Source organism: Citrobacter sp. Cu233 (assembly GCF_030332225.1).
GTDB lineage: Bacteria > Pseudomonadota > Gammaproteobacteria > Enterobacterales > Enterobacteriaceae > Citrobacter.
The window spans coordinates 97921-114938 of the sequence record NZ_JAOWIF010000043.1 but is presented as its reverse complement, the minus strand read 5'-3'; the positions used below and the strand labels follow the sequence as shown (position 1 = coordinate 114938).

The following is a 17018-nucleotide window of genomic DNA, read 5'->3' as shown; positions in this document are numbered from 1 at the left end:
TGCATTCATCGAAAGAGAATTATATGTTCGCATTCAACAATGCATGGCCGCAGTTTACTTTTGAGTTCAATCCGTCGCAGCGTGATGCACCGACAGGCAGCCTGCTGATCGGGTTGGGCGACGGCAATGATACTGAAAGCCAAAAGGGTGTCGCGCTCAATAACAAAGGATACCGTGCAGGTCGCTACAATTCGGTGAGTGAACTGGTGGCAAATGCCGACGATCGTCAATGGGCGGTATGGCGCAGCAAACTTTCAAGTGTCCAGGGAATACAGCGAATCGTTATCGAAGATTTCTCTCTGGATACCTGTTTTACGCTGTTGCTGTTTTTGAACCATCTCGATGGGGCGGGTTCGCTGTCGCTATCAACACACCCGTGGCTGGAATACGTCACCGCATGGGAAAACGGTATTTATCTGGACGGTGATGATACAACTCGTTCTGCCGCTTGCTTGTTATCTGCCCTCGCGCATAGCAGCCTGTGCGAGCAATCCATGGATGATACTGCCGTTGTTCGCCACAACATACTGGCCTGCCTGCACCTGTTGAGCGATATGATGATAGCCAACCCGGATCCCACCGCAGGCATTCTGCCCATGCACACGCATTTTTATGCAAGTGCGATAGCAAACCTGGCGTATGAGCAACAGATTTACCAAAACGTTATCAAGCGCTCGGTGACCTGCCAACTCCTGCTGGACCTCGGCACAGGCCAGCGGCAAACGGTGGTGGATGCGCTGTTTATTACCGAAACGCTCCCTTCCGGGATGCTGAAAATTCTCGCGCGCTGCGATAAAGAACGCAGTTGGACGCACAATGGATTTGGGTTGCTGGCCATTTATCGCCCGCGAGAAGTGGGCACGGGCAATGATATCGTTATTTCGCTCAACCCCATTCAGGGGACGCGCCTTGATGCCCTGTGGTCCACTCTGGAACAACGTGAAGATGCCGCCTGGCAAGGGCTACGCCCGCACGATACTCCGCGTTTTCTCGAAAGCTATCGCCTGGCCGGAAGCGATACATTAATCCCAGGGGCACCGAACCAACCCTGGTACGACGATCAAGGCAGAATGACGCTAATTGCGGCACCGAAGCAGCTTGCGCCAGGAGTGCCCGGCTCGAAACTGACCTGGCAAAAAGACGTTTTGCCTGCAATCTGGGATAATTATTTTACCCGTTACCTTGATAACGCCATTGTACCAATAGCTTTACCCGAACTTGATTGCCGCGCAAAGGGTAAATGCATTCGTATCTATCAGCATCGCATCCCTGAGGGAGGTGATATTACGATCGTGCCGCTGATGCGAATGATCGACACCCCCACCTTCCATGCCTGGCTGGCAGTACAGAGCGATAGCACGCGCGTCGTCCGGAGTCCTGCTGATCTGCCCCCCGCCAGCGAGTACCACTGCCAGTGGTACAGCAATATTCTGGTCGTCGCTCACCGTCATGGCGTCACGATCTTCTGTCGCCAGGAAGAGGATAAACATCTGGCGATACTGATTAAAGCCGCTATTTCAGTCGCGGATGTCAGCCATGAGTATGAAAATTTTCTGGCGAACTCTGCCCAACAGATCGAACAGTGGCTCAGGGATCTGCTCGAATCGCAGCAAATGCACAACCGAAAGGGCAAAATTCGTCGTCTCTCTGACTGGTCCAAAATGATGCTGGAAACCAAAGCCCGGGCACTAAAAGCCATGAATAAAGGGGCTTTGGTTGGCAACGATGCCCTGCATAACCAACTGAGTGAAGATCTCTCGCGGCAATGGGGATTGTCTGAACAACGCCAGGAGCTCATGACGCAGATAGAGCAATTGGATCAGCTCATGCGCGAGGCGATTAGTCAGCGTCAGGAAAAACGCCAACGTCTTTACGGCGCACTGTTTTCCGCTTTAGCACTCGGCGCGGCGGCTAACCATATTTGGGAACCGATTAAAGAGATAAAAACAACAAACCTTTATGAATGGCAACTCATGCTATTCAAAGAGCAGCCAGCTCCGGCAATTGACACACTACAGGCGATTGCTGCAGATGCCGCACGATATGAAGTCTATACCCTGGCTATTCTGCTGATTTTTGGTTTTATTGGTTTTATCTTGTTCTGGTTTTTCGATTTTAATGGCAAAGAAGAGTAAGGAATAACGTTTTACTCACGATGCCGTCAGCATAAACCTTGCCGCATCTCTCACTTCCGCTGTTTTATGCACCACAACGTTTCAATATGGAACATTACAAGATACCAATGTTCCGTATTGAAACGCCAATCACATCAATTTTCTTTTGACTACCCGTGTGCAAAATTACCTTATCGGCAGCGAGAGGTCGCCGTGGCGCTGTACAAACCGATACCCTACATCAGATGTCTGCCTGATATGTGCAGCCATCTCAGGACTGTCTGCGGAGCATAAACAATGAAAAAATTGATCAACCGTGTTGAAGACGTACTGAACGAACAACTCGCCGGGCTGGCAAAAGCCTACCCTTCTCTGGCGTTGCACCAGGACCCGGTATATGTCACTCGCGCAGATGCGCCAGTGATAGGCAAGGTGGCGCTGCTTTCCGGTGGTGGTAGCGGCCATGAACCAATGCACTGCGGCTACATTGGCCAGGGTATGCTCTCCGGTGCCTGTCCGGGTGAAATTTTCACCTCGCCGACGCCGGATAAAATGTTTGAATGCGCCATGCAAATTGACGGCGGCGAAGGCGTTCTGCTGATCATCAAAAATTACACCGGCGACATTCTTAACTTCGAAACGGCAACCGAGCTGTTGCACGAAAGCGGCATCAAAGTCACCACGATGGTCGTGGATGATGACGTGGCGGTGAAAGACAGTCTGTACACCGCCGGTCGTCGCGGTGTGGCCAATACTGTATTGATTGAAAAACTGGTCGGTGCGGCCGCAGAACGCGGTGACTCACTGGATGCCTGCGCAGCACTGGGGCGCCAGTTGAACAATCAGGGTCATTCCATCGGGATTGCCATTGGTGCCTGTACCGTTCCGGCGGCCGGCCAACCGTCATTCACCTTGCAGGACAACGAAATGGAGTTCGGCGTCGGTATCCACGGCGAACCCGGCATTGACCGCCGTCCATTCTCTTCGCTTGATCAAACTGTGGATGAAATGTTTGACACCCTGCTGGAAAACGGCAACTACAGTCGTACGCTGCGTCACTGGGATCACGTTCAGGGCGCATGGCAGGAAGGGAAAGAAAGCAAACGCGCGCTACAAAGCGGCGATCGCGTTATTGCGCTGGTCAATAATCTCGGTGCGACACCGCTGTCTGAACTCTTCGGCGTGTATAACCGCCTTGAAAGCCGTTGCCAGGATGCCGGTATTGTCATCGAACGTAACCTGATTGGCTCTTACTGCACCTCTCTGGACATGACCGGTTTCTCAATCACCCTGCTACAAGTGGATGACGAAACGCTGAGCTTATGGGATGCACCGGTTCACACCCCTGCACTCAACTGGGGTAAATAAGGAGATTCATGATGTCCCTCACCAGAACACAAATTGTTAACTGGCTCTATCGCTGCGGTGAAATATTCACCACCGAAAGCGATTTTCTTACCGGCCTTGACCGGGAAATCGGCGACGCCGACCACGGTCTGAATATGCACCGCGGCTTCAGTAAAGTGGTCGAAAAGCTCCCGTCCATTGCGGATAAAGACATCGGTTTTATTTTGAAAAATACCGGGATGGTACTGCTCTCAAGCGTCGGTGGCGCCAGTGGCCCGCTGTTCGGCACCTTTTTCATCCGCGCCGCGCAGGTCACTCAGGCCCATCAAAGCCTGACGGTTGACGAGTTGTATCAGATGATACGTGATGGCGCGGAAGGGGTCATTAGCCGTGGTAAAGCTGAACCGGGTGACAAAACCATGTGCGACGTTTGGGTACCCGTCGTCGAATCTTTGCGCCAGTCCAGCGAGCAAAAGCTGAGCGTACAGGCCGCTCTGGAGGCGGCAAGTGCCCAGGCAGAATCTGCGGCGCAAAGTACCATCACGATGCAGGCACGCAAAGGCCGCGCCAGCTACCTTGGTGAGCGCAGCATTGGGCATCAGGACCCCGGCGCAACGTCCGTTATGTTTATGATACAAATGTTGGCTCAGGCTTCCAGAGAGTAAGGATAAAACGATGGTAAACCTGGTTATTGTGTCTCACAGCGCCCAACTGGGCGAAGGCGTCGGTGCGTTAGCCCGACAGATGTTAATGGGTGATGGCTGTAAACTCGCCATTGCCGCAGGCATTGACGATCCTGAGAACCCCATTGGTACCGACCCCATCAAAGTGATGGAGGCCATTGAGTCAGTGGCAGACACGGATCACGTGCTGGTGATGATGGATATTGGCAGCGCGTTACTGAGTGCGGAAACCGCGTTGGATCTGCTCGATCCGGCGATCGCCGCCAGGGTGCGTCTGTGCGCTGCCCCGCTGGTTGAAGGTACGCTGGCGGCAACCGTCAGTGCTGCCGCGGGCGCCGATATCGACCGGGTCATCAATGATGCCATGAATGCCCTCGATGCCAAGTGTGAGCAACTGGGTTTACCTTCGTCGTCTGCCGCGAAGACCGCACCTGCTGAATTGTCACCCGACGCTGATGCCCGTTCGGTTGCCGTGGTCGTAAAAAACCCCAACGGCATACATGTTCGCCCGGCATCACGGCTGGTCTCCACATTGTCTGGCTTTAATGCCGACATGTGGCTGGAAAAAAACGGCAAGTGCGTCGTCCCTGACAGTCTGAATCAGATAGCACTGCTGCAGGTGCGCTGTAATGACACGCTGCGCCTGATTGCCAAAGGTGAACAGGCAGACGCGGCGCTGGCTGCGTTTAAACAACTGGCGGCTGAGAATTTTGGCGAATCCGTCGAAGAAGCTCGCGCTGAAAGTATCGCCATACCGGTGCCTGCGCTGGCAACGGGTACAGCCTTTTGCTATACGCCGTTCTCACCGGAAGTCACCCGTCGACCCGCCACGAATGTGCAGGACGAGCAGCAGCGGCTAAAAGCGGCCATTCAACGCACACTCGACGACCTGAGTGATTTAACCGCACTGGCAGAGGAGAAATATTCCGCTGATATCGCCGCCATTTTCTCTGGTCATCACACGCTGCTCGACGATCCTGAGCTTTTCGATATGGCCTGTGATTTAATGCGCGAAGAGCAGTGTAGCGCAGCATATGCCTGGCATAACGTACTAAGCGATCTGAGTCAGCAGTATCTGCAACTCGACGATCCTTATTTACAGGCGCGATACATTGATATTGAGGATTTGCTGTCCCGTACGCTGCAACATTTAACCGGCGAAAGTGCACATTTCCCCGCGTTTATTCGACCGACCATTCTGGTCGCCGATGTCGTCTATCCGTCTACCGTGCTGCAACTCGATCCGCTAACGATCAAAGGGATCTGTCTGCGAGCCGGTAGTGAAGCCTCCCACCCGGCGATTATTGCCCGCGAGATGGGCTTGTGCTGGGTATGCCAACAAGGCGAAACCCTCGATGCTATCCAGATGGGTGACGCTCTTACTCTGGACGGTGTAGCAAATCGGGTGATCCTCGCAGGCTGATACCGACAGCCCACCCTCTATCTGTAAAAGGTGGGCTATTTCACTCCCCCCGTCAGGAAATGTCTGTTTAATCGCAAAATGGGGGGCCGATCACGCGCAACGGTCGATCCTGAACTAAGGTTTTCTCATGGTAAATGCCGCCGCTTCGGCACGCCGCTAAGGAGATTAACCGATGATAACGCCTGCAATTCGCCACCCAGGCCTGCTCTCAGTTGCGATAAAACTGACGCTCGCAAGCACCTTTTTTGCTCTGGCCTCTTTTACTGCGAACGCTGAGGATTCACTTGCCGCTACGCCTTCTCCTCCTGATATTCTGCTTGGTCCGTTATTCAATGATGTACAGACAGCAAAGCTATTTCCCGATCAGAAAACATTTGCCGATGCCGTGCCCAACAGCGATCCGCTGATGATCCTTGCCGATTATCGGATGCAGAAAAATCAGTCCGGCTTCGATTTACGTCACTTTGTGGAAGTGAATTTTACGTTGCCAAAAGCGGGTGAGAAATACGTGCCCCCGGCCGGGCAATCGCTACGCGAGCATATCGACGGACTGTGGCCGGAACTCACTCGCTCAACCACCGATGTCGAAAAATGGGACTCTCTGCTGCCACTACCAGAACCCTATGTCGTGCCGGGCGGGCGTTTTCGTGAAATTTATTACTGGGATAGCTATTTTACCATGCTGGGGCTTGCCGAGAGCGATCGCTGGGACAAGGTCTCTGATATGGTGGCCAACTTCGCTTATGAGATTGATTCGTGGGGACACATTCCTAACGGCAACCGAAGCTACTACCTGAGCCGTTCGCAGCCACCATTCTTTGCCTTTATGGTTGAACTGCTGGCGCAGCATGACGGTAACGACGCGCTGAAAAAATACCTCCCACAGATGCACAAAGAGTACAGCTACTGGATGGAAGGAGGCGAAGCACTTCAGCCCGGTCAACAGCATAAACGTGTGGTCAAACTGGCTGATGGCACCCTTTTAAACCGCTACTGGGATGACCGGGATACGCCAAGACCTGAATCCTGGGTTGAAGATATTGCCACCGCCAAAAGCAACCCGAACCGCCCTGCCACTGAAATTTATCGCGACCTGCGCTCAGCCGCCGCATCCGGCTGGGACTTTAGTTCGCGCTGGATGGATAACCCCAACCAGCTAAGTACCCTGCGCACCACCAGCATCGTGCCTGTCGATCTCAATGCGTTGTTATACAAAATGGAAAAAATGATCGCTCTCGCCAGTAAAGCCGCAGGTGACGATGCCAAAGCAGCGCAGTACGAGGGCTTTGCCAATGCCCGCCAAAAAGGGATTGAAACCTGGTTGTGGAATGACAAAGAAGGCTGGTATGCCGACTATGATCTGAAGAGCCACAAAGTACGTAATCAATTAACTGCCGCCGCACTGTTCCCATTATTTGTGAATGCGGCAGCAAAAGATCGCGCCGGCAAGGTCGCAGCAGCAACTCAGGCGCATCTGTTGCAACCTGGCGGACTCGCAACCACGTCGGTGAAAAGTGGTCAGCAGTGGGATGCCCCCAACGGCTGGGCCCCGTTACAGTGGGTCGCCGCATCGGGATTACAGAACTATGGCCAAAATGATGTCGCTATGGATGTCACCTGGCGATTCCTCACCAATGTGCAGCACACTTACGATCGGGAGAAAAAACTGGTTGAGAAGTATGACGTGAGCAGCACAGGAACCGGCGGAGGTGGTGGCGAATACCCGCTACAGGATGGTTTCGGCTGGACTAACGGCGTAACGTTAAAAATGCTCGATCTGATATGTGCTAAAGATAAACCCTGCGACAACGTTCCCGCAACGCGCCCCGCCCCCGCCAGTAGCACGCCTTCCGAGGCCAAAAAGCAAACTCAACCAACGCCCTAATCTTCTTCTGGTGTCTTAAACGTCCTCTAAATCCGCGCCTTGTCGCGGATTTTTTTGGTGCCATATATCTCCATTTCAGGTGTATCCATTGCATCTAGCCCTTATGGGGTAGCCCCTGTTTTCATCCGTGTGAAATTGATTCTGAACATGTTTTTATTCGCTATATATGTAAATATATAGCGATTTTATGACTGTTCAGGATCAACATAATGCCACTGACAAGAAGGATGTTTGCCCAACTCGTGGCATCTGCGCTGCTGTTACGCCATTTTCCGGCTCTTGCCCAAACACCGCTTACCGTTGCTGTCGGTTCACCGCCGTTACCCGACACCATCCAGCGCGTAGTCAGTGCCGGAGCACCTGCCGATATGCTATTGCTGGCTGTCGCACCGGAAAAGCTGGTGGGATTTTCATCATTTGATTTTTCTCACCAGGCTGCAGTGCCGTTCCATCATGACATTTTGACGTTACCGAAGTTAGGAAGACTGGCAGGACGCGCCAGCACCCTGTCACTGGAGGCCTTGTTAGCGCTGAAACCCGATCTGGTGGTTGACTGCGGCAATGCTGATGAAACCTGGCTTTCTCAAGCCCGGCAGGTCAACGCGCAAACGCGCGTTCCATGGCTGCTGATTAACGGCGAGCTCCGACAAACCCCGGCGCAACTGCAAGCCGCTGGGGCCGCGCTGGGTACGGCAACACGGGCCTCAGCACAAGCCGCACTGGCCCGTCAATTTATTGATGACGCAGATGCGTTTTCGCACTCCCCCGCAGCAAAACTGCGCTTTTATGCCGCACGCGGTGCCAGAGGACTGGAAACCGGTTTGCAGGGGTCACTGCATACCGAAGCTCCAGAGTTACTGGGATTACACAATGTCGCGCAAATCCCGGGACGACATGGATTGACCCAGGTATCCATGGAAAATCTGTTGAGCTGGCAGCCCGATATTATTCTGGTTCAGGATGCAGTAACAGCACAGTACCTGCGAGAAGATCCCATCTGGCAAGGGGTCAAAGCCGTTGCTGAGCAACGTATTCTGTTTCTCAGCGGACTGCCGTTTGGCTGGCTGGACGCCCCGCCTGGCATCAACCGGTTGCTGGGATTGCGTCGCCTGCACGCGTGGCTTGACCCCCAAATTGAAACCCACTTTAAGACCGATATGCAGCGCTACGCAGAGTTGTTCTGGCACACCTCATTAAGCGATGCACAGTTTCAGAAGCTGGTGGCACTCTGATGAGAATGACAACGCTGAGTGTCCTGTTGATCGCAGCCATTGCCGCGTGTGTCATCGTCGCAACGGTTTCAGGTGCATACCGCCTGGATGCCCGGCAGGTGATGAGCCTCATTGCTGACCATCCAGGCGTGCCGGCACAGGACAAAATCGTCTTCTGGCAGATTCGATTGCCACGCATTCTGGCTGCATTGCTGCTGGGTGCTGCTCTGGCAGGCGCAGGGACCACTTATCAGGGTATGTTCCGTAACCCACTGGTATCGCCGGATATTCTCGGCGTGGCGGCCGGGGCGGGTTTAGGGGCCTGTACAGCCATCCTGCTGGGTTTACCGATCCTGTTTAGTCAACTGTATGCGTTTGTCGGTGGCCTGTTAGTGGTGGCGGGCGTGTGGCTCATCACCCAGCGGGTAAAACGCCACGATCCGGTACTCACCCTTGTGCTGGTCGGCATTGCGTTAGGTACGGTGTGCGGCGCAGGAATTTCGCTCATCAAAACGCTGGCTGACCCGTATACCCAGCTACCGTCGATTACCTTCTGGCTACTCGGTGGTCTGTCGACCATCACCGCCCATGACCTGTGGTTGTCCGCACCGCTGATTGTGGCAGGTTTGGTGCCGCTGTTACTGCTACGCTGGCGTATGAATTTGCTCACCCTCTCGGATGATGAAGCCCGTTCTCTGGGTATCAACGTATCCCGACTGCGACTCTGGCTGATTATCTGCGCCACGCTTATCACCGCCTGTACAGTGGCGATTGCCGGAATTATTGGCTGGATTGGGCTGGTGGTGCCACACATTGGCAGACTGCTTTGCGGGAACAACCACCAACGGCTACTGCCCGTTTCAATGGGGATCGGCGCTATTTTACTGCTGCTGACAGATACCCTTGCCCGTACCCTGAGCAGCACGGAAATCCCGCTGGGGATCCTGACCGCGTTTATTGGTGCCCCCTTCTTCCTGTTACTTCTGCTCCGGGGAGGCCGACAATGACGCTGCTGGCCGTACAACATGCTTCTCTCGGTTACCATTCCCGACACCCTGTATTACGCGATGTCTCGTTTAGCGTCGCACCGGGGTCAATCTGTTGCCTGATTGGCGCCAATGGCAGCGGGAAAACCACCCTGATGCGTACCATTCTTGGCGTTCTTCCACCGCTTGCTGGCCACATTACGCTCGATGGTATCGCGGTTAATCATCTCAGCGACCGTGAACGCGCCGCCGCCATCGCCTGGGTTCCTCAGGCACATGACGGTGCGTTTGCCTTCACGGCTCTGGACATGGTGATGATGGGACTGGCCCCGCAAATGGCGGCATTTTCCGTTCCCGGTGTCAAAGAGCGCGATATCGCCCTTGAACAACTGGACGTGCTGGCGATCCCACATCTCGCGCCCCGGCGCTGGAACACACTCAGTGGTGGTGAACGCCAACTGGTGTTGATTGCCCGTGCGCTGGCACAACGTCCACGTCTTTTACTGCTGGATGAACCGGCTTCCAGCCTCGATTTTGGTCACCAGATCCGACTGCTCGACACACTGGTCACGCTAAAAGATTCTGGCATGGCGCTGCTGATGTCGACCCACCATCCGTTGCATGCACGCGCCATTGCCGACAGCGTGGTGCGCGTCGAGCCAGACGGTCTGGTGTCACAGGGGGGGCCTGAACACCAACTGGCTGCTGAACGTCTGGCCACGCTGTATCGGGTCACGCCCTCACAAATAGCCCATCACCTCTTTGGCTCACACGATTAAGGAATCACGATGCTCATTGACGACATTGATTTTGCTGACCTGTACCGCAAACAGTTACTTCTGGCGAAGCGAACCGAGAAAAAACCAGAGCACTGGGACAAACGCGCGGAAAAAATGGCAGAGAATTGCGCCTCATTGACCGACAGCTACCTGCTCCAGCTATTGAGCAAGATTGACCTGAAAGGTGCTGAATCACTGTTTGATATGGGTTGCGGCCCCGGAACGGTTGCGCTGGCGCTGGCCAAAAAAATGCCGATCGTTTACGGCGTAGACTACAGCCAGGGAATGCTGAGCGTTGCCGCTCGCCGTGCCGGGCAGATGGACGTGCGTCACGTACAGTGGGTGCAGCGCGCCTGGGAAGAACACTGGGACGATTTACCTCAGTGTGATATCGCCGTCGCCTCACGTTCGACGCTGGTTGCCGATATGCGCCAGGCCATGACCAAACTGAATAATCAGGCACGGTTACGGGTTTACACCACCCATCTCGTCAGTTCCTCATTTGTATCACCCACTATTCAGCGCGCGTTGGGGCGCGAGGTGATTGAGCTTCCCAACTATATCTATGCACTGAATGTTTTGTATCAGATGGGCATTCATGCACATGTTGATTTTATCCGTGGACCAAACTGTCAGCAGGACAACAGCACCTGGACACGTTTTCTGGAGAACGTGCGCTGGAGCATGGGGGAACTGAGCACCGACGAAATTGAGCGTCTGGAGCACTGGTATCATCAGCAGGACCCTCGCTCCATCGCGCCCGCCAGTCGCGACTGGGCGCTTATCTGGTGGGACAGCGTACCGCGGGAGGCGCTGCAATGATCTACTTCTCACAGGCGCAAGTCGATGCGCTGCTGCTGGAGGATATTCAGGGCGGTGATTTAACTACCCGCGCGTTGGGTATCGGCGCACAGCCAGGAAGTATGGGTTTTTATCACCGCCAGGGCGGGTGCGTGAGCGGAACCGCTATTGCCAGACAAATGCTGACATCACTGGGTTTGACCGTTACCGACCTTGTGGCAGATGGCGAACGGGCGAACACCGGACAGTTACTTCTACGCGCACACGGTAACGCAGCGGCACTACACCAGGGCTGGAAAGCGGTACAGAACGTGCTGGAGTGGAGTTGCGGTGTCTCACGCTATCTCGACAATATGCTGAACATCCTACGTCAGCGCTATCCTGATGGCCAGATTGCCTGCACCCGCAAAACTATCCCTGGCACCCGTATGCTGGCGACCCAGGCGATCCTTGCTGCCGGGGGCATTATCCACCGGGGCGGGTGCGCCGAAACCGTTCTGCTGTTTGCGAATCATCGCCGCTTTCTTGCCGATCCGAACGACTGGGCCGCGGCAGTCGCGCAGCTACGCGCCCATGCGCCAGAAAAAATGATTGTGGTCGAAGCAGATACCCCCGATGAGGCACAGGCCGCGCTGCATGCTGCGCCTGATGTGCTGCAACTCGATAAGTTTACCCCTGAGCAGGCAGCAGACATCGCTCGCCTGGCACCTTCTCTGGCCCCCCATTGCACGCTGGCGCTGACTGGCGGCATTACCCTCGCCTCGCTGGCGAGTTATCTCGACTGTGGCATCAGGCTCTTTATCACCTCCGCGCCTTACTACGCCCCACCGGCGGATATCAAAGTTAGCCTGAGCCCGGATGCACGTGGCATATAACATTTATAAATGGACTATAAATAATGAATTTCAACAAAAGTTGTCTTTACACAGCCCTGTCGTTTGCTTTCGCGCAAGGTGCTTTTGCTGGGCAGGAAAGCGAAACCATGACCGTCTGGTCTAGTCCGGCCTCCGCCGCAACCACTACGGTTCTCGGCCAGGAAACGATGCAGCAACTGGATAAACAAAACGTGGCGCAGGCGCTAAGCGTCGTTCCCGGCGTCGTGCTGCAGAAATCCGGTAACCGTAATGAGCAACAAGTGAAGGTACGCGGTTTTGACAGCCGTCAGGTCCCGGTCTTTTTCGACGGTGTTCCGGTGTACATCCCCTACGATGGCAACCTTGATTTAGGTCGTTTTCTGACATCCGATATCGCTTCTGTCGAAGTCTCTAAAGGCTACTCATCCTTACTACAGGGGCCGAACCAGATGGGTGGCGCTATCAACATCACCACCAAAAGGCCCACCAAACCGATTGAAGGCTCTATAGGGTATCGTCAGGGCTGGAGCCGTAGCAAAGACAATGCCCATGATATGCACGCTTCGTTCGGTGCCAGCAACGATCTCGGATATATCCAGCTCAGTGGTAGCCAGCTAAAACAGGATTTCCTCGGATTACCTCATGGTGTTGATAACCCGGTAGCGGGCAGCAATGGCAAGATTACCAACTCGTCAGCCGATGATAAACGCGGCATCGTGAAACTGGGATTCACGCCACGCGGCGATGATGAGTATGTTCTGACCTACATTAATCAGGACGGCGAAAAAGATAACCCGCCCTATGCCGGGACCAGCAGCCAGAAATCACGTTATTGGCAATGGCCACAGTATGATAAAGAAAGTTATTACTATCAGGGCACCACGCATTTGGGCGATCGCTTTACATTGAAAAGCCGCCTGTATCGCGACACCTTTGAAAATACACTGATGATGTACAATTCCCTTGCCGATCTGAAAAATAAGAAAGGCAGCTACAGCCATTATTCTGACTACAGCGACGGCGCGGGTTTGCAGCTTTCCGCAGATATGCGGGAAAACGATATGCTCTCTTTCGCCGTGAACTGGAAAGACGATGTTCATCGCGAAAAAGGGGCTCCGAATGCAGCTTATGACCGCTACGAAGATCGCACCTGGTCTGTCGCCAGTGAATATCAATGGGCGGCTGCGGATAATGTCGATGTGGTGGCGGGTATCAGCTACGACTGGCGTGACAGCGTAGAGGGGATGAAGCACGAGAAAAACGGCAGCGTTACCCATTATGATGACAACAACCAGTCCGCCTTTAACTGGCAGGTAATGACCAAATACCACTTTGAAAATTCTGACACGTTAGCGCTCTCCTACTCTGACAGAACGCGCTTCCCCACACTGAAAGAACGCTACACCACGTCAAAACCGGCTTATAACCAGGTAGCGCTGGTCAACCCGCAGCTAAAACCGGAACGCGCCCGTAGCGTCGATCTCACATGGAACGGTTCGTTCACCCAGAACTGGGGATTCGAAGCCAGCGTGTATTACAACCGCATTACTGATGCGATTCTGTCCCACAATATTGATGCCGACACGATTCAGAACCAAAACAGTGGTCGGGTGGATTACACCGGCCTGGATGCAGGCGTCAAAGGTAAGGTCTTTGACATGCTGGATGTGGGGCTGAGCTACGGTCTTATCCATGCTGACGTTAAACGCAGCGACATCGGTAAAATTACCGATCTGCCAACGCAAACGCTAACCGCCTGGATGACGCTGAAACCATGGGATCCACTCAGCATTACGCTGTCCGAAGAAGCCCGCTCTTCAAGCTATAGCAATTCTGATGGTTCACAAAAAGCGGCCGGATTCGCCATTACCCACCTGCGGGCAGATTACACCATCGGGCATGGCTTTAGCGTTAACGCGTCGATCAACAACCTGTTTGATACACAGTACGTCTACAGCGAAGGGTTTATCGAAGAAGGTCGAAATTACTGGGCCGGGGTTGAGTATACGTTCTAACGTATCGCCATTCAGAGAAGTAAACGGCCCCCGCAGGGGCCGTTCTGTTAATCTCGTCGTACCAGTCGGAAAACACCCAGTACCACAATCGCGCCGACCACGGCCACCAGGAAGCTGTGGAGATTAAACCCACTGACATCGCCGCCGATACCAAACATCGTTGCCAGCCACCCACCGACCACAGCACCGACAATACCGAGAATGCAGGTCAGGATAAACCCGCCGCCATCACGCCCCGGCATAATCAGCTTGGCGATAACCCCCGCAATCAGACCAAAAATAATCCAGGCAATAATTCCCATTTTCAGGCCCTCTTTCCAGTGAACGCACGCGCAAGACACTCCTGCGCCAGCACGTTAAGTATAGGCAAGCCATCGCTACCTGCTGTTTGCACTCAGACTTAATTCATTGGCTTTGGTAAAAAATTTCATCCATTTGTATTAAGTTCCGTCTCGCGATGCCGATAACCCAACGATAAGCCAGGTATCCAGGAGTCATTAGGTGTGAGTAACTACAATGAGCAGTTCCTGAAGCAAAACCCGCTCGCAGTATTAGGGGTACTCCGGGACTTAAATTCACAGCAGGTTCCGCTGCGTATCTCCTGGTCAGGAGGTCAGTTCATTAGCAAAATTCTTGCTGTCAGCCCGGACGAATTGATCATGGATTTTGGCAGTCAGGAATATGAAAACCAGGCCGTGCAACGCGCCAGCCAGATCTCAATTATCGCCGAAACTCAGGGTGCCAAGGTGGAGTTTACCCTCCCCCAACTGATAAAAGGCGAGTATCAACGATTGCCCGCTTTTGTCTCATCGTTGCCACCTTCGCTGTGGTTCGTTCAGCGCCGGGAATACTTCCGCATCGGTGCACCGTTACACCCGCCCTATCACTGCAAGGCGAAAATGCCGGACAACAGTATCCTGCATTTTCGCTTATTCGATTTGTCCCTTGGCGGCATGGGGGCACTATTAGAAGGGGCTACACCGGAGGGGCTGGTCGAAGGTATGCGCTTCTCGCAGGTTGAACTGAATATGGAACAATGGGGCGTGTACCACGTTGATGCCCAGCTCATCTCGATTACCGAGCGAAAAGTGATCGACGGGAAAAATGAGACCATCACCACTCCCCGCCTGAGCTTTCGTTTTCTCAACGTCGGCCCGGCGGTGGAGCGGAATTTACAGCGGATTATTTTTTCACTTGAGCGCGAGGCTCGGGAAAAATCGAATAAAGTGCGCGAGTAATATCACGCGCGTTACATCGCATCCAGCGCTCGCTGAAGCTTCCAGATATAACGTGGAGCCTGCGGCGCAGGATGGTTATCAACAACATGCTCGAAAAACTCATCCGCACTCAGATCGTTGATTTTACTGATGGCTTTTTTCCTGTCAGAGGAGAATGTCCGCAGCAGCGCCCCCGCACCGTTCGCGTATGACACCACCAGCGCATATTGCATCACCTGTGGGTCTTCTATTCCCGCCAGCGGGCCAGTTTCAAGAATGCTCAGATACGCCGCCCCCATGGAGATATTGCGCTCTGGATTTTTCAGCTCACTGGTCGATGGCTCTCCGCTCCATCCCATGCGACGATAAACATCCCGCCCGGAGGTGGAGGCTTTAAGCTGCATCAGACCGATGGCATTAGATTTACTGACTGCATTGGGGTTACCCCCTGATTCAATAGCGATAATCGCCGTAATCAATTGCGGGCTCACTCCCCAGGCAGCACCGGCTTTTTCACTGATAGGCATCCATTGCATCGCGCGTTTAACCGGAACTTCTGCGTTCCATGGCGGATTTTTGTAATCCTGTTTTGAACTACAGCCCGCAAGTATTACAACCAAAAAAGCAAACCATCTCAATTTCACGTCATCTATCCTTATAGCCGGAACCTGTCGCTGAGGTGACAACGACATACCTACGCGGCATGATATACATTTGGTTTTGGTTGTAGCAAGGAAATGCCATGTCCCGGTTTCACTTAATTGCCCCGTCGGGCTACTGTATCAACCAGCAGGCAGCATTACGTGGGCTTGCCCGTCTTACCGAGGCCGGCCATCAGGTCGATAACACCGCCGTCATTGCCCGCCGCTGTCAGCGTTTTGCCGGTACCGAAGCAGAGCGCCTGGCGGATGTGAATTCACTCGTTGAGCTAAAAACGCCCGATACTATCGTGATGGCGGTGCGCGGCGGCTACGGTGCGAGCCGTTTGCTGGCGGATATTGACTGGCAGGGGCTGACCGTTCGTCAGCAGCAGGACCCACTCTTGCTATGTGGTCACAGCGATTTTACGGCCATTCAGTGTGGGCTGCTGGCGAAGAGTCATGTCATCTCGTTTAGTGGCCCGATGCTGGCAGCTAACTTCGGTGCCGAAGAAATGAACGCATTTACCGAGCACCATTTTTGGCAGGCTTTGCGCAATGCCGAATTTACCCTCGACTGGCAAGGCCATGGCCCGGATTGCGCTACCGAAGGCACGCTGTGGGGAGGAAATCTGGCAATGCTCATTTCGCTGATGGGAACGCCGTGGATGCCCACCATCGAGAACGGCATTCTGGTGCTGGAAGACATCAACGAACACCCGTTTCGCATCGAGCGCATGCTGCTACAACTTTATAATGCCGGGATACTCGCCCGCCAGAACGCCATCATTCTCGGCAGTTTTAGCGGCAGTGCGCCAAATGATTATGATGCCGGTTACAGTCTTGATTCAGTCTGTGAGTTTTTGCGTGCCAAATTATCCGTTCCACTGTTAAGCGGCCTCGATTTTGGCCATGAACAACGCACCGTCACCTTACCTTTAGGAGCTAAAGCCGTGCTGAAAAATGATAAAAACGGCAGTCAACTCACAATCTCCGGACATCCGGTTCTTAAATCGTAAAAAAAGCCGTCCTCAGGGCTAAGTAAAACGCTGTTTCTGTCGTTAT

General features: G+C 53.8%; 15 protein-coding genes. 13 read left to right on the top strand and 2 right to left on the bottom strand.

Annotated features, from left to right (window positions below; translation table 11 throughout):
• The first annotated feature begins 23 nt into the window (after positions 1-23).
• The 11 genes from OGX95_RS21350 (at position 24) to OGX95_RS21300 (ending at position 14098) form a co-directional block, all read left to right on the top strand.
• Positions 24-2135: a hypothetical protein gene (locus OGX95_RS21350; protein ID WP_286630905.1), complete on the top strand. Its 2112-nt coding sequence runs from the start codon at positions 24-26 to the stop codon at positions 2133-2135.
• A 276-nt stretch (positions 2136-2411) separates the two neighbouring features.
• On the top strand, positions 2412-3482 hold the full coding sequence (dhaK, locus tag OGX95_RS21345) for a dihydroxyacetone kinase subunit DhaK (RefSeq protein ID WP_286630904.1): 1071 nt from the start codon (positions 2412-2414) through the stop codon (positions 3480-3482).
• A gap of 11 nt (positions 3483-3493) precedes the next feature.
• On the top strand, positions 3494-4126 hold the full coding sequence (gene dhaL / locus OGX95_RS21340; protein ID WP_286630994.1) for a dihydroxyacetone kinase subunit DhaL: 633 nt from the start codon (positions 3494-3496) through the stop codon (positions 4124-4126).
• Between the two features lie 10 nt (positions 4127-4136).
• Positions 4137-5567, top strand: a complete 1431-nt coding sequence (gene dhaM, locus OGX95_RS21335; RefSeq protein ID WP_286630903.1) for a dihydroxyacetone kinase phosphoryl donor subunit DhaM — start codon at positions 4137-4139, stop codon at positions 5565-5567.
• Between the two features lie 172 nt (positions 5568-5739).
• Positions 5740-7452 (top strand): alpha,alpha-trehalase, encoded by a 1713-nt coding sequence (locus tag OGX95_RS21330; protein WP_286630902.1) that lies wholly within the window; start codon positions 5740-5742, stop codon positions 7450-7452.
• Between the two features lie 209 nt (positions 7453-7661).
• A complete protein-coding gene (locus OGX95_RS21325; RefSeq protein WP_286630901.1) occupies positions 7662-8684 on the top strand; it encodes an ABC transporter substrate-binding protein in 1023 nt (340 codons plus the stop codon).
• A complete protein-coding gene (locus tag OGX95_RS21320) occupies positions 8684-9670 on the top strand; it encodes a FecCD family ABC transporter permease (protein WP_286630900.1) in 987 nt (328 codons plus the stop codon). Before OGX95_RS21325 ends, OGX95_RS21320 begins: the two co-directional genes overlap by 1 nt.
• Positions 9667-10428: an ABC transporter ATP-binding protein gene (locus tag OGX95_RS21315; protein ID WP_286630899.1), complete on the top strand. Its 762-nt coding sequence runs from the start codon at positions 9667-9669 to the stop codon at positions 10426-10428. The genes OGX95_RS21320 and OGX95_RS21315 overlap by 4 nt, the downstream gene beginning before the upstream one ends.
• A 9-nt stretch (positions 10429-10437) precedes the next feature.
• On the top strand, positions 10438-11250 hold the full coding sequence (locus OGX95_RS21310) for a class I SAM-dependent methyltransferase (RefSeq protein WP_286630898.1): 813 nt from the start codon (positions 10438-10440) through the stop codon (positions 11248-11250).
• Positions 11247-12104 carry a ModD protein gene (gene modD, locus OGX95_RS21305; protein ID WP_286630897.1) on the top strand — a complete coding sequence of 286 codons (858 nt, stop codon included), beginning with the start codon at positions 11247-11249 and terminating at the stop codon, positions 12102-12104. Before OGX95_RS21310 ends, modD begins: the two co-directional genes overlap by 4 nt.
• Before the next feature lie 23 nt (positions 12105-12127).
• Positions 12128-14098: a TonB-dependent receptor plug domain-containing protein gene (locus tag OGX95_RS21300; RefSeq protein ID WP_286630896.1), complete on the top strand. Its 1971-nt coding sequence runs from the start codon at positions 12128-12130 to the stop codon at positions 14096-14098.
• Positions 14099-14145: 47 nt separating this feature from the next.
• Here OGX95_RS21300 and OGX95_RS21295 read toward each other — a convergent pair whose 3' ends face one another.
• Positions 14146-14400 carry a GlsB/YeaQ/YmgE family stress response membrane protein gene (locus OGX95_RS21295; protein WP_048212573.1) on the bottom strand — a complete coding sequence of 85 codons (255 nt, stop codon included), beginning with the start codon at positions 14398-14400 and terminating at the stop codon, positions 14146-14148.
• 201 nt (positions 14401-14601) lie between these two features.
• Between OGX95_RS21295 and ycgR the strand changes: the two genes are divergently transcribed.
• Positions 14602-15336 carry a flagellar brake protein YcgR gene (gene ycgR / locus OGX95_RS21290; protein WP_286630895.1) on the top strand — a complete coding sequence of 245 codons (735 nt, stop codon included), beginning with the start codon at positions 14602-14604 and terminating at the stop codon, positions 15334-15336.
• Positions 15337-15347: 11 nt separating this feature from the next.
• On the opposite strand, the gene emtA is transcribed toward ycgR, so the two are convergent.
• Positions 15348-15959 carry a membrane-bound lytic murein transglycosylase EmtA gene (gene emtA / locus OGX95_RS21285; protein WP_040232326.1) on the bottom strand — a complete coding sequence of 204 codons (612 nt, stop codon included), beginning with the start codon at positions 15957-15959 and terminating at the stop codon, positions 15348-15350.
• 98 nt (positions 15960-16057) lie between these two features.
• Between emtA and ldcA the strand changes: the two genes are divergently transcribed.
• Positions 16058-16972: a muramoyltetrapeptide carboxypeptidase gene (gene ldcA / locus OGX95_RS21280; RefSeq protein ID WP_286630894.1), complete on the top strand. Its 915-nt coding sequence runs from the start codon at positions 16058-16060 to the stop codon at positions 16970-16972.
• The last annotated feature ends 46 nt before the right edge of the window (positions 16973-17018 follow it).

Bases quoted from the DNA above. Each gene is read 5' to 3' on its own strand.
- OGX95_RS21350 (WP_286630905.1), top strand. From the start codon at position 24: ATGTTCGCATTCAACAATGCATGGCCGCAGTTTACTTTTGAGTTCAAT.
- dhaK (WP_286630904.1), top strand. From the start codon at position 2,412: ATGAAAAAATTGATCAACCGTGTTGAAGACGTACTGAACGAACAACTC.
- dhaL (WP_286630994.1), top strand. From the start codon at position 3,494: ATGTCCCTCACCAGAACACAAATTGTTAACTGGCTCTATCGCTGCGGT.
- dhaM (WP_286630903.1), top strand. From the start codon at position 4,137: ATGGTAAACCTGGTTATTGTGTCTCACAGCGCCCAACTGGGCGAAGGC.
- OGX95_RS21330 (WP_286630902.1), top strand. From the start codon at position 5,740: ATGATAACGCCTGCAATTCGCCACCCAGGCCTGCTCTCAGTTGCGATA.
- OGX95_RS21325 (WP_286630901.1), top strand. From the start codon at position 7,662: ATGCCACTGACAAGAAGGATGTTTGCCCAACTCGTGGCATCTGCGCTG.
- OGX95_RS21320 (WP_286630900.1), top strand. From the start codon at position 8,684: ATGAGAATGACAACGCTGAGTGTCCTGTTGATCGCAGCCATTGCCGCG.
- OGX95_RS21315 (WP_286630899.1), top strand. From the start codon at position 9,667: ATGACGCTGCTGGCCGTACAACATGCTTCTCTCGGTTACCATTCCCGA.
- OGX95_RS21310 (WP_286630898.1), top strand. From the start codon at position 10,438: ATGCTCATTGACGACATTGATTTTGCTGACCTGTACCGCAAACAGTTA.
- modD (WP_286630897.1), top strand. From the start codon at position 11,247: ATGATCTACTTCTCACAGGCGCAAGTCGATGCGCTGCTGCTGGAGGAT.
- OGX95_RS21300 (WP_286630896.1), top strand. From the start codon at position 12,128: ATGAATTTCAACAAAAGTTGTCTTTACACAGCCCTGTCGTTTGCTTTC.
- OGX95_RS21295 (WP_048212573.1), bottom strand. From the start codon at position 14,400: ATGGGAATTATTGCCTGGATTATTTTTGGTCTGATTGCGGGGGTTATC.
- ldcA (WP_286630894.1), top strand. From the start codon at position 16,058: ATGTCCCGGTTTCACTTAATTGCCCCGTCGGGCTACTGTATCAACCAG.